Here is a 12,722-nt window from a genome sequence, read left to right as displayed (position 1 = left end):
TTAGTCTGAAGGAGGCGACAGTATCAATCGCACTTTTTGTTTCATGGTTAGCTCTCGGTTCTTCAAATCTTTGAATATGGCCTTCCATTCTTGAAAGGTGACTACTATCGGGTTAAAACTGTTTACGGGCTTGGTGACGCCGTAACGCACGGTTTCAATTTCAGGTTCGAACGTACCAAACAACTTATCCCAAATGATCAAAACACCGGCGTAGTTCTTATCGATGTATTGCGGGTTTTTGCCGTGATGTACTCGATGATGCGAAGGGGTGTTAAAGATGTATTCAAGTGGTCCCAAGCTTCGTATCCATTGTGTATGGACAAAGAACTGCAAACCTAGATTCAGAAGCACCACAAAGATGACCCATTTAGGGTCAAAACCTATGATGACCAACGGTACCCAGAATAGCCACATCCCAGCAAGTGGGTACATTAAGCTTTGACGGAAAGCCGTACTGAAGTTCATCTGTTCTGAGCTGTGGTGCGCGACGTGTGCTGCCCACATCCAGCGAACACGATGGCTTGCTCTATGGAACCAGTAATAGCAAAAGTCTTGTAACACTATCAATACAACAAAACTCAGCACGCCCATTTCAATGTCCATCAAGCGCCAACCGAACATCCAGAGATACAGCTGCACGACCAATAACCCGGTGAGCAAATCGGAGAGTTGATGCATTCCCGCCAGCGTGAAGTTACATATCACCTCTGAAAGTTTATAGCTGGAGTTATCTGGTAGTCGACCTTGTTTCTGACCGATAAAATACTCAGCCAACATGCACACCACGAACAAGGGCGCTAATACCAACAGTAGCCATTCTGGGTGATTGATTAATGCGTCGATATTCATGTTTTATCCTTGTTGAGACGCCATACGCGTTCTTAGTATCAAGTTTACTTAGACTTGATCGTCTGAGATTCAGTTAGCAGAATTTCGCTACCAGCGTGCAAAGTGATCTTCTGTTAGGCCAAGAACACCATCGAGTCGATGTGTCACTCCATTGTTGTCTTCAGTCGAGCCAGAAAAATGACCAACGAACTGACGAAAGTTACTCTTTAACAGCCATAAATTGAGCTTTTCGCTGCGATTATTTAAGGGCGTAAAGGTCAGGTTTATACGTCCATCTTGTGATGTTATCTGCCAAGGTAAATTCGTGTCTTGGCGACTAAACGTAAACTGTACCGGGTTAAGTAAGTGTCTGGTTCCACTGACCCACAATACGTTTTCGCAGCCTCCAGTCTCATTCACGCCCGCCGCGAGGTTTAGGCCAATATCTGTGCCATGGGATTGCGTGTTGATACTTGCCCAGCGCCAACTGGTTTCACGTCTCATGTAGCCCGCTGAAAAGTCATAACCGGCACGAGCTTGTTCGAGAACGAGTGATTCTCCTTTGATTTGGATGTCACCGCTGATGCGCAAAGCATTGTGCTTTTGGGTGTAAGTCCAACCTGAATAACCCGTTGGGCTGCACATCGCCAAGGGCAAGCTGTCGGCTTCAGGCTCTAAAGCGATATCGGCCTTGATGAGTTTGGTATTTAATCGAACTTGCCATTGCCCGCCTTCAATATTAAAGATGATGCTTTGGCCTGCAATGTTTGTCGTGCCGTCAAATGGCGAAGCGGTAACTTGTTTATCAAACCCAAATGGCCTCAACCAAGATGACTCTTCTAGATGGTTGTTTTCAATATCGTACAGATAACAAAATGCCGAGCCTAAGTAGCGAATATCCGCGATAGCGACACCAATAATGTGCGTGTCGGTGACAATGCTGACAAATTGGAATTGCTTGTAGTGGAAGTGCTTCTGCCAAGGGGCTGCTTTTGAATCCATCGAGTTTCGGTAGTCAAAGTTCTCGATGTTCAGGTGCTTTGGGATGCCATCGAAATGTCCAATGCTCGGCTGACCATTAGAATCAATCAAACTGTGTGGCGCTGGGTTCGTTTTTATCATTGCGATGGTTCACATTAATTTAACAATTAAAGCCATTGTGCGATGAGTAGCGTAGAATTGGGAGGTCATATTCGGACAAGAGCGCGTTGCCAATCACGATTTTGTCAGTAGTGTTGTTGAAGCTGAGTAGTCATGTTGATGGGAGTGGGCTCGATATAAGGAGAGACTATTGGAGATTATCGCGGAGTATAAGCCAGCCGGACATCGGCATCAGTTGGGGACATTAGATATCGCGCTGCTGTTGAATACGTTAGAGCAACGAGGTATCGATATTGAAAGGCTACTCAATGATGTGGGTTTGCCGAACATGGATTGGCGAGACCCGAATGGAAAGCTGACTTACGCTGATAAACTTGCGTTATTTAGCTCGGCTAATCAAAGCTTTCCTCACGATGGCTTAGGGCTTTGGCTGGGAGAACACGCTAGCTTGAGTCACTTTGGTGTGTTGGGTTATGCGCTATCGACCAGTCAAAATGTCGGGGAGGCCATCAAGTCGGGCTTTAAATATCTGCGCCTGAACGGTCCTATTTTCTCGGTTAAATTATTTCTAGATTCCGAGCAAGCGGTGATTCGGATAGAGAACACTTTGGAAGTGGGCGAACTCCTGCCTTTCTGCAGTGAGTATTTCTTGAGTTCAATCGTCTCTTTGTTCAAAGAACTGACTGGTCATGAGTTGGATATTCATACTTTGGCTTTGCCTTACGCTCGTCCCAATTACACCAAGCTTTATGACAACCGCTTCCAGTGCCCGGTGATTTTTGAGCAAAACCATTGTGAACTGCGTTTTGATGCCTCGGTTTTATCACAAACCTTATTGACTCATGATGCCGCGACACTGAAGCGCTATCTTGCGTCTTGCCAGTCGATAGTCCAAACGCTGGACTCTGAGCACCTGCTGACTAACCAGATCAAAACGATCTTTTATCAAACCGCAGGTAGTTTCCCGAATATAGAGCAACTCGCGGATGAGTTTGGTTGTAGCTCTCGTACGCTCAGGCGAGAGCTAGTGACCCATGATTCCAGTTATCAAATATTGCTTACTGAAGTTCGAGTGGAACTGGCCAAAGAGCTGTTACTCGGCACAACCATGAGTATCGATGACATCGGTGAAAGGCTCGGTTATAGCGACCCTGCAAATTTCAGAAGGGCGTTTAAAGGTTGGATCAATAAAACGCCCGCGCAGTTTCGTGACGGTTTAAGTTAAAGCGTTACTTGCTAAAAAACTGCTCCCTGAAATCGGTGACTTGCTGCTGATAGTAACTGTCCCAATTTTGTTGAGTCCAAGTGGCATAACTTGAGGTTCGCTGAGAGCCTAAGGTCGCTTTGAGTTGATCCAGTTGCTCGTGATAACTCATCACGGTTTGTTGCTGTTGCGCGACTTGCTGTTCTCTTGCGGTAATGTTGCTGGCCTGCATTTCATCTAAGTAGGCCTCTTGAAGGTCGGCTTTGACTGAGACTATCTCAGCAGGGCTATAGCTGCTGGGTATCAAAGAGACTGCCAGTTCATATTTTTGAAGCTGTGTTTCGGCGTTTAACGTGCCCGTATTGTTTTGCCATTCGCTAAGCAAATCTTGATAGTTGGCCAAAAACTGGTTCGCTTCGTTCTCTTCAAGGGTATTGGCGTCAAGCGTAAAATCTAAATGCGCAAACTGGTCTGCGAATAGTTGGTGGGCCAACTCTCCCCATACTTGCTGTGCAGACTGTTTGAATAAGGCAACACGATCTTCAAGAGTCTCTATGGATTCAAGTGGGATGGTACTTTGGGCTAATTGCCAGTCGACTGATAGCTGCGGATAGTCGCTCAGTAACTCAAACCATATACTCGGCAACTCTGATTTCAATCGTGCGAGTTGCTCAGTGCAGTCATCACGTTGTTGGCAAAGCTTCCAGAACCCATCGAGTTCATCGAATAAAGCCTTACCTTCGAATTCACTCAAGTTTTCAGCAAGAATTTTACCGTCCAGTGCTCCAGCTTGGGCTTGATTGCTGTGCGATGCGGAGTTTTCCGAACTGGCGGTTGCAGTGGGCGTGGAATTATCGTCATCAGTTGTCGCAGAAACACGCGGCTTAGCTTCTGTGTGTTGAGCAGAAGATAGCGGTGTTTCGTTCGTTTTTGATGACCATGAGTAGCCAACAATGCTCGTCACCGCGACGAGCATTATGATTAATATAACTCGATGCATTATTGGTTCACCGAGTTACTTGATCACGGCACTAACAGGGAAGTGGTCTGAAAGGTTGTAGTGCTTCCATAGCTCACTGCTTGTTGATCTTGGGACATCCACACGATTGTCGTTATGCGCTTTGGCGCCATATTCCGAGCTTACTACCACATAATCGAGATACTCAACGTTTTCACCACCCGACATAGGTTCGCCCGCAAAGTTGTTGATGCGTGGGTCAAAGGTTGAAGCGGTGTAACCAGAGTAGGTTGGTTCATCAGCTTGCAGGTTAGCGAACATTTGTTGGTAGTCGCCTGGGAACTTCAGCTTGTTCACGTTGAAGTCACCGCTATAAATAACCGTCTCTGAAGTTGGTATTTCCAGTGATTGAGCAAGCTGACGCATCTGTTTAAATTGGCGCTGTCGGTAGTCACGAGCGGTATCGGTATCGAATGATGCCGTGTGGGTGCCGAAAACATGGTAAGCCTGACCATTCTTGATAACCTCGGCATAATTCACGCCCTTATCAGCGAAACAATCTGTGCCTGTACAATCAGGGAACACGTATTGCGCTTCGTTGACAATAGGGTAGCGGCTGACAATGATCACGCCGCCGTCATAGATGTTAATCCCATCTTTATCGAGCATTTTAGTTTGATAAGGATACTCTTTTGCAAGCTCACGTAGGAACTTATCTCGTCCGTTGGCAAACACCTCTTGAAGCGCCAGCACGTCGTAGCCCTTTACGTATTGAGGGAGCAGGTCATAGCGGTCACCAATATGTGAAGCGATGGCAGGCAGCGCCCAGATGTTGTAAGTCATGACTTTCAGTGTATTGGCATCCGGCTCTGGCTGCTCATCCACTTTGGGCGGGGTGATGGTGTAATAAATATCATCGTAGCGCGCCGTAGAATCGGCTTTAAGTGCTAGCTCTGCATTGACCCCGAATGCATCGGTTGTGCTGCGATGAATATTACGATCGTCATGCAACGTTAGGTTGACGTCTGCGGCACTCAAGCCATGTTGCAGTGTCGAGTTGTACCAATGACCCTTCATGGTTTGGTTGAGCGTGACACTCTCACCCACAGCGTTCGATACCACAGTATCAAACTCGTAGGTCTTCCCAGATTTAACACCAGTCCAGCGATTGAAACTGATCAGCTTCTTCGTCTCCCAAGGGCCAATCTGTTCAACATGTTGCTGCCACTCATCACCGAATTGAAGCTGGTCGGTACCCGTGTGATTGGTTTGAATAGTCATTACTTGGCTCGTGTTATTGGTCAGGTACACATCGGTATCTGCAATAGCCGAGGTTGAAATGAATGAAGCTGATGCAAGTATTGCACTCAGGCAAGTCCATTGAGTTTTCATTTTCACGTTATCCTTACTGATTGGTTTAAAGAATAACGTAGTAAAGAGTTGTGACATTGGAGTTATAACTCTATGGGAATTATCCAAATATTAGATATATGCCATGGTTTTATAAATTAGATTACTCATTGAAAATTAACATATTGCTTTGCCTGAATGATAAGTGATACGCGCGCACGCTAAAAAATAGAGGAACGATTTGGGTTTGAGGGTAAGTCACTATTGGTTGTTTTCGTGGAAATCATAGGTCGGTAAATAACCAGAAATGGATGCTGTGAATCACGATAAGGGAAAACGCTAACCGCCTTGCTCTATCAGCATAAATTTTGCCATTGTTCAGTAAACAGATTCCTCAAAAACAGGTATGATAGTGTCGTTTTTAATCCTGAACTGGGAAAGTCATGGCAAAGTTAACACTCCAAGAGCAAATGCTTAAAGCTGGCTTGGTAAATGAGAAAAAATTAAAGAAGGCGAAGAAGGGCTCTAAAAAGTCTCGCGTTCAGTCTCGTGAAGCAAAAGCGGCAGCAGAAGAAACTAAACTGGCGCAGCAAGCGAAAGACAAAGAGTTAAACCAACAGTTGAAAGAACAGCAGTTGAGCAAAGAAATTAAAGCTCAAGTGAAGCAACTGATTGAGATGAACAAGATCGAACAGAAGAATGGTGAGATCAAATACAACTTCACCGATGGTACGCTAGTTAAATACCTTTACGTAGAAGACCTGACTCAAAAGCAACTAAGTAAAGGTATTCTAAGTATCGCGCGTCAAGGCGAAAGCTATGTTGTTATCCCTACTGCGGTAGCGAACAAGATCGCCATGCGTGACGAAGAATCTATCGTTGATACTCAAGCTTCAAGCTCTGATGAAGTTGACGAAGATGACCCGTACAAAGACTTCGTGATCCCAGATGATCTAATGTGGTAGTCCTCGACTAAACCACTATCTAATTCGTCAATTACTTGTGGCGTGAAGAAGTATTAAAAGCCCCGATGTGTCCTTACGTCGGGGCTTTTTCAATGTTGGCAACTGCATAGAATTATTTACGGGCTCATCTGAACCGGTCATGTCTCTATATTTGAGAAATAATTCATTGCCGGTGTATCACTTACGACCGCTTTACTGGTAAGTAGCTAAGTAGCTAAGTAGCTAAGTAGGTAGGTTACCTACTAAGGCTTTGGCCAGCTAATCGGCAACAATGTCTGCGATGTCGAAAGTTGAGTCTTGTTGGTTGTTTTTAAGTTGATGGTATTCGAGCTGATATTGCTCATAGCCATCAAAATAGCAGTCGCCGATTTCATTGCGTGGGCAAATTTGTACATCGTCTCTTGCGACCAGTTCAGTTGAACAAGATGGGCAATGTTTCATAGATCCTCCTGATGGAATCCCAGTGTATAACCGACTCCATTAACTCAAACTTTTGTTTCGTTGTGATTTCATTTTTAAGTCAAGTAGCGGGTTTATTTGTCATAACCCCGCTACTTGTTGCTGTGCTTGGGCACAGAAAGGAGCAGCGATATAAAGTACTTCGTGTTCGACAATGTTGTTTATTGGATGCTACATATATTGAAGCGAGAGCGGCTACCTCCACCTAACATTTTTACATTCCCTTTTTTATCAAGCGCCTTCCATGCAGTACTTTCTTCCGCACTGAGGTTTGAAGGTTGGTAATCTAAGTTAGCGTATCGTGACACAATTACTTCCTTAGCCATACTCTCGGAAAGGCTGTCGATAACGTTGGTTGTCATTTTGCCATCTGAGTAGGCCATAACTAATACATCGTCGTTTTCCTCAAGCGCTGAGACTAACGAGCTTTGATTGTCTTTGCTGTATTGCACATCACTATAACCTTGGTCTGCATCTGCTTGTTTTCCTGAAATTGAACGATAAAGAAGGCTCTTTTTACGTTTCTTTAAGGAGCTCAGTGGAGTCTCATTCTGCTTGCTATAAATATTGACCACTTTAATATCGTTTTGAGCAGCGTATTTTAGAATTGAACTTTGGTTTCCGAGTCCTCTGCGTGTCAGCGCTGGTGAGTTTTGCAAGCTTTGAGATAAGCGTTGTTCGGTAGCATCAACGATGACAATCGCAGGTTTGTTACCTTCACTTAACGATTTCTTTAGTGCTTGTCTAACTTCGATATGTGCCATTTTCCCTTCTACAGTATCCCAGTTCGGTGCATGCTGAGGTGTTGCGGATGGTCTTGTTTCAAGCGTATATGGCTTGTAGTCGTAGTGCTCTTTCGGCCAATAGGTGTTTCTTTTTACTTTTCCCAAATCGTCAGCCAAATGAAATTCACTCACGAGCTTTTCATTTTTTAAATACGCCTTAGGTTTTTCTTGTCCTAGCGCTTTCCATTGGAAGTACATCTCTTCACGAAGGTTGATGATTGACTGCCTGGCACTACTGATTTCCGTAACGGGATCTCGACCGTGTTCAGCATTGTTGTAGTGAGTAATTCCTGTGGTCTGATATTCATAATTTGGAATCACATACTCTGTCGCTTTATTGGTGTCTGGGTGTCGGTGATACAGAGGCGCATTACCTTGAGGGACGGCACCAGAAGAGAAGTCTCTCGCGTGTATGAGTTCATGCCCTAATGCGACGGTTTGATCAAACGGTGTCTCTGTTCCTGGAATATTGACTATCTCCGTGGTGGAGAAGTAAACCGTATTCGAGACCCCCTTACCATTAAATTGTCGCTGCCAAGCAAGCGAGGCCTTTTGTTGATCTTCAAATATAGAGGGTATCGTCTCAAAGAGTCTTCCTGGTCCTTCTGGTTCTCTTATCACAGTGACAATAGTAGCTTTAGACTGATCGACCCCTATCGTGTGTTCAATTAATGGGGCAACACCATCATTCGGCGCATTGACCGGTGTGTAAGTTGCTATTTGTCGTAAGATTTCTCGTCCAGTTTGCGATAGCTGCAGTTTGCGGATCAATACGCTCATATCGGAGAGGTAGGCGTCACTCTTTGTTTGTACATAGAGGTTTCTCGACATGCGATAGAGTTTTCCGTAGGTGTCTGAATTGTAGCCAGCAATGACTTTTACGCCATCCGGAGCATCGTAAAAAAGACCAAATTCTGACCCTTTTCCTGCGTATGCATTTATTGAGTTAACAAGCATTAAAAACCCTGATAGGGCTAGGATAATACTATTTTTCATAAACTGACTCCTCTAACGCTATTTGTAATTCAATCCAATCTTCGAGTTCTACAAGAAGAAAATGGGTGATATGTGGAAGCAGAGTCAGCTCTTCTTGTTTAATGATTCGCCCAAGTTGGTCAATTGCAGACTCAAGGCTTCCTTCGTTCAACGCTATTTTTATGTCCGCTAGCTGGCTCCATAGCGCATGCGAAGCTACATAAGCTACATAAGCTACCTGCTGTTCCATTTCATCTTGATACTCATTGGAAAGGTAGTTTAGGTGAGGAGTTGAAAGCGTACTGTTAAACAGCTGATGCTTGCTGTTAGGTGATACATTGAATTCTGACTGCTGATGTTGTGCGATTTGAAGGTAGAGAGAAAGATCGCCTAATAAATATTGAAGTTGGTTGGCATTCGTCGTCTTCATTGCCTCTTCAATGATGCTTTCAATAGCGCTTTGAAAGTTTCGTTCAAAGTGAGCGCTTGGCTGCGACATCACGTCATCGAGTATGTCTGCCATTTTAGGGGCATAAAACCTAAGGTTTGCTGCAGAGTATACACTTGGATACGGTAACGAGTAGTTCAGAGAGCGGATGTAAGACATTGAAATAGCGAGCTTGAATTGAGGTTGAATAAAATGTTTAAAAATTTCATATTGTTTGATTTGATCTAACACTCCGCCGCTCGGTCGCTCTGTTAGCAGTAGTTCATACCAACGGCTAATCTGATGCCAACTTTTACGAACATTTGGATCAGAGCTGTCAATTCCTTTGCTATCTAAGTATTCGCTGAAAGGCGTTTGGTAGCTAAGAATCTCGATGTTCGCTAACTCGGACACTAGCTCTTCAAATAGTTTATTCGATGACTGGCCGGATATATAAGCGCTAGCTGTGTTGATCAGCTGAGTTCTAAATAAGCCTATTGGCCAACCATTAACCACCCTCGATGCAATATGCTGTTCGACATTAAATTCTACCTTTTTTAGCAACAATTCGGATAACTCAGGATCCTTTTTAGGGTGGTAAGTATCGTACAATGGGCCAGAGTCTTTACATGCATCTAGAGAAGCTTGAATACCGCCTGGGGCAATCGAAGGAACACCCCAGCAAGTTCTTGCGGGACGGACTTCTATAGTTGCTGTACTGAGTTGTTCCTCGCTCAGGTAATCGATATCCCACATTTCTTTCGCATACTCTCTCAATCCACTTTGTCTTACTTGAAATTCCAATATACTTCGGTTGATTTTGCTGTGTGTAATGATCGATACCACGTGAGGCTTTGACTTTTCTATGAGCCGTTTAATTGTGTTCTCTCTATGTGTGGATAGTCGGCGCAAAGCAATTTCAACAAGTTCTCTTTTCTTGCTATGTATATTCAAAGCGAGTTCGTTATAGTTGTCTGCGTTCAGTTTATTAATCAGATCATCGATGCGTGCTGGTCCTTCAATGCGAATGCAGCGTTCGAGCCCTGTTAAAGAGTCTTGAGCATTTTGGCATAGCGACTGGTGTAGATTTGAATTAGGGGAAATATGCCCGATTGACTTCAACAGTTCTAAATCAATTCGTGCCATTTGTTTAGATAACTGCCTGTCATACGCTGAAGCTAACCGGCGATACTCAGTGTCGGCTTCAAGAAGTAGGTGATCGATATACATTGAGGCAGAGTGCTTCACATGATTGTCGTATTTATTAATCAGTGAGATTGCATCTTGTTTTTTATGGTGGAAACGAGAAAATTCTGATGAGTGGTTGGTAAACACGTAATGTGATTGGTTTTCAAATTCGGTGATTTTTTCTTTGGCTGCGAAGTACTTAATGTCATTCGATAATAGGTTTAGCTCATCACCAACTAGAGGAACTAAGGAAAAGATAGAGGCCGCTTTATCGAGCCGAGTTGAGGATTCCTGAGAGAATGTTTGGACCATGTTGTCGACCCAAAAGCCCACCGCAACAGCATCTCCGATTGGCCCTAAGACTTCCAAAGTAGAAGAACTGGCCTGACCCAACCTATTGATTAGGCTTTCTTGGCTCAACGAGCTTTCGAATGTTTGTGGGACGTTAGCCAACGCTTTTTCTGTTTGTGGCCATGCTGATGTGAAAGATTGCGTGTGCGCATCGTGTTCAAGTTCGCCTAACGCAGTACCAAACTGTGGTTCCAAATAAAGATCATTTCGAGACCATAAAGAGGCACGATCATTGTTTATTGTGTCTAGTGATTGGGTATCCTGAACTCCATTGCTTAAGCAAAGCGCGGCTGACATGGGGCTGTATAGTATGGCGACAAACCGCCATAACGTGTTTTTGTTTTTCATAGTTAACTTTTTCTTGGAGTGAATAGCTGGCCGTATTTATCGAGATAAAGGTTCACCCATAAACAAGAGTCTCGTTTGGGTGCCGATACGCAGGAGTGTTTTGGCTTTTTTGATTGAGGGGTTGCAAAAAGCTCACCACCAGTGTGGTGAACCTAGATTGGGGAATATGAGTTTGCTTACTGCTGCACAGGGTTAATCACAAGTTGAGCATCTTGATACCCAAGTTGAGCGAGGGTGTCAGGGGCGAAATCAGTCACTATTTTAATATCACCCGCGTAGTAGGTTTCGTGATTGTTGAACGTCGTTGTATCGAATGAATCAACAGAATGCTCAGCGCCGATATCTATCATCCCTGAATATTGAGATTCAGCACTGAATTGACCAGACACGTGAGAATAGAACGGACGGACACTTGCTCCTGCGGCGTACTGCATGCTACTCAAGCCATTGGTGTTGATTGCCCAACTCCAGTCCCACCATTTCATCTCTCCAGGAATATAGCGGTGGTCCCATTGGTAGCGGATATTGGCTTGATCTTCGCTGGTGGTTCCCATGGTAAAGGTGTGTGAGACAGTAGGGCGGTTTGTTGGATGTGAGCTCAGCGCATTGCCGCTATAACGAAGAAAACCTGTGAAGCTCACGTCGTAACTCATGTTGGTTTTGATGCGGTATGGGTAAGAGATGGTAGAGCGTAAGAACTCGACTTGAAAAGGCAGCACGGAGTGAGCAGGCACGGTAATGATGGCTTGCAGTTCTGTCGGCTCAAAACGAGTGCCACTGTTGGTATCGGAGAAACGTTGGCCTTCTTCTAGCGCGACTCTTACCTCTGTTTTTCCAACTTGTGGCCAATGAAAGGTCTCATCAATGACGACTGAATCAGCAAGGTCGAAGCGCTGTGTTTTTCTCCATTGGGTGGATTGTTTAAAATGAAGGTCAACGACGATTTGTTTCGGCTGATCAGTCTTGTTAATAGCATAAGCTGTAAGGGTGTTGACCAGCTCTTGGTCAGTTTCTTCTACCGAGCCGTGCCAAAACGCAGTGTTATCGAGTACGTAAGAGAAGTTATCGACAGTGATGGTTGTCTTCTCATTACAACGCTCACCGGTACAGCTTCCATTGTTATTCCCTTTGATCTCCCAACCATGGTTAAGTTGCTCTATTGCCATATCTTGACCGACGTAACGCCCGTTATTGCCGCTAACCCAAGCGTAACCAAGACTATGAGCCAAGTAACTTAGCGGCCTGATAAAGTTCGTGTCGTCATTGACTAAAGCTCGTTGAACTTCAAGGTTACTGTTCTCTTGAATAGCTTGTGCTTCGTAGTATGGCAAGCCCGCTTCTGGTGTATTAGGGTAGCACCAGGTTTTGTCGCTTGGTTGACCTGGTTTAATGAGGCCATGATAGCCGGAGCCCATGATCACCCAATCATGCTGAAGGCCAACAATGTCCCAAACATTCATGCGGGATATCAGGGCTGTTTTATGTTCTTGAGCTTCTGAATTGTTGAGAGCGCGATAGTCGAAACGACAGATATCTTCTCCAAGTTTGTCTAAGACGATTTGGTCTGAGTATATCTTCGCATGAGCTGTAAAAGAGATTACCGATAGGGCAGTGCTAAATAGAATGGTTCTACTGACGTTAATCATTAATAAGTTCCTCCCGATTTCAGATAATAACTGCGACATTCATGGAAAGGTGTAGAAGAGAAAGCCAACTGCCGAAAGTGGTACGCTCTTCTCGCCAAAGAAACAAGCAGTACTACCATGAATTATCAGCAGTTGAC

General features: G+C 44.6%; 10 protein-coding genes. 2 read left to right on the top strand and 8 right to left on the bottom strand.

Features of this window, described 5'->3' with window-relative positions; genetic code table 11:
* Together H5300_RS03075 and H5300_RS03070 are read right to left on the bottom strand one after the other, a co-directional pair.
* Complete coding sequence (locus tag H5300_RS03075) at nucleotides 1-849, bottom strand: sterol desaturase family protein (RefSeq protein ID WP_182795379.1); 849 nt, start codon at nucleotides 847-849, stop codon at nucleotides 1-3.
* An 87-nt stretch (nucleotides 850-936) separates the two neighbouring features.
* On the bottom strand, nucleotides 937-1,950 hold the full coding sequence (locus H5300_RS03070; protein WP_182795378.1) for a DUF2804 domain-containing protein: 1,014 nt from the start codon (nucleotides 1,948-1,950) through the stop codon (nucleotides 937-939).
* 169 nt (nucleotides 1,951-2,119) lie between these two features.
* Between H5300_RS03070 and H5300_RS03065 the strand changes: the two genes are divergently transcribed.
* The gene (locus tag H5300_RS03065) at nucleotides 2,120-3,154 is read left to right on the top strand and encodes an AraC family transcriptional regulator (RefSeq protein WP_182795377.1); all 1,035 of its coding nucleotides are present in this window, start codon (nucleotides 2,120-2,122) and stop codon (nucleotides 3,152-3,154) included.
* A 4-nt stretch (nucleotides 3,155-3,158) separates the two neighbouring features.
* Here the strand turns inward: H5300_RS03065 and H5300_RS03060 are convergent, their stop codons facing one another.
* On the bottom strand, nucleotides 3,159-4,109 hold the full coding sequence (locus tag H5300_RS03060; RefSeq protein ID WP_182795424.1) for a chromosome partitioning protein ParA: 951 nt from the start codon (nucleotides 4,107-4,109) through the stop codon (nucleotides 3,159-3,161).
* Nucleotides 4,110-4,148: 39 nt separating this feature from the next.
* Complete coding sequence (locus tag H5300_RS03055; protein ID WP_182795376.1) at nucleotides 4,149-5,483, bottom strand: sphingomyelin phosphodiesterase; 1,335 nt, start codon at nucleotides 5,481-5,483, stop codon at nucleotides 4,149-4,151.
* 401 nt (nucleotides 5,484-5,884) lie between these two features.
* Here H5300_RS03055 and H5300_RS03050 point away from each other — a divergent pair, with 401 nt between their 5' ends.
* Nucleotides 5,885-6,406: a DUF2058 domain-containing protein gene (locus tag H5300_RS03050; protein ID WP_004734880.1), complete on the top strand. Its 522-nt coding sequence runs from the start codon at nucleotides 5,885-5,887 to the stop codon at nucleotides 6,404-6,406.
* 258 nt (nucleotides 6,407-6,664) lie between these two features.
* Here H5300_RS03050 and H5300_RS03045 read toward each other — a convergent pair whose 3' ends face one another.
* From H5300_RS03045 to H5300_RS03030, 4 genes are all read right to left on the bottom strand, one after another.
* Nucleotides 6,665-6,847 carry a hypothetical protein gene (locus tag H5300_RS03045; RefSeq protein WP_017077989.1) on the bottom strand — a complete coding sequence of 61 codons (183 nt, stop codon included), beginning with the start codon at nucleotides 6,845-6,847 and terminating at the stop codon, nucleotides 6,665-6,667.
* A 179-nt stretch (nucleotides 6,848-7,026) separates the two neighbouring features.
* Nucleotides 7,027-8,646 carry a M91 family zinc metallopeptidase gene (locus H5300_RS03040; protein ID WP_182795375.1) on the bottom strand — a complete coding sequence of 540 codons (1,620 nt, stop codon included), beginning with the start codon at nucleotides 8,644-8,646 and terminating at the stop codon, nucleotides 7,027-7,029.
* Complete coding sequence (locus H5300_RS03035) at nucleotides 8,636-10,939, bottom strand: hypothetical protein (RefSeq protein WP_182795374.1); 2,304 nt, start codon at nucleotides 10,937-10,939, stop codon at nucleotides 8,636-8,638. The genes H5300_RS03040 and H5300_RS03035 overlap by 11 nt, the downstream gene beginning before the upstream one ends.
* A 176-nt stretch (nucleotides 10,940-11,115) precedes the next feature.
* Entirely contained in the window at nucleotides 11,116-12,585 is a 1,470-nt protein-coding gene (locus H5300_RS03030) for an aerolysin family beta-barrel pore-forming toxin (protein ID WP_182795373.1), read from the bottom strand.
* Between the last annotated feature and the right edge of the window lie 137 nt (nucleotides 12,586-12,722).

Origin of the sequence: Vibrio sp. SG41-7, assembly GCF_014164465.1 — a bacterium.
Classification (GTDB): Bacteria; Pseudomonadota; Gammaproteobacteria; order Enterobacterales; family Vibrionaceae; genus Vibrio; species Vibrio splendidus.
This window is presented reverse-complemented; position numbering and strand designations above follow the sequence as displayed.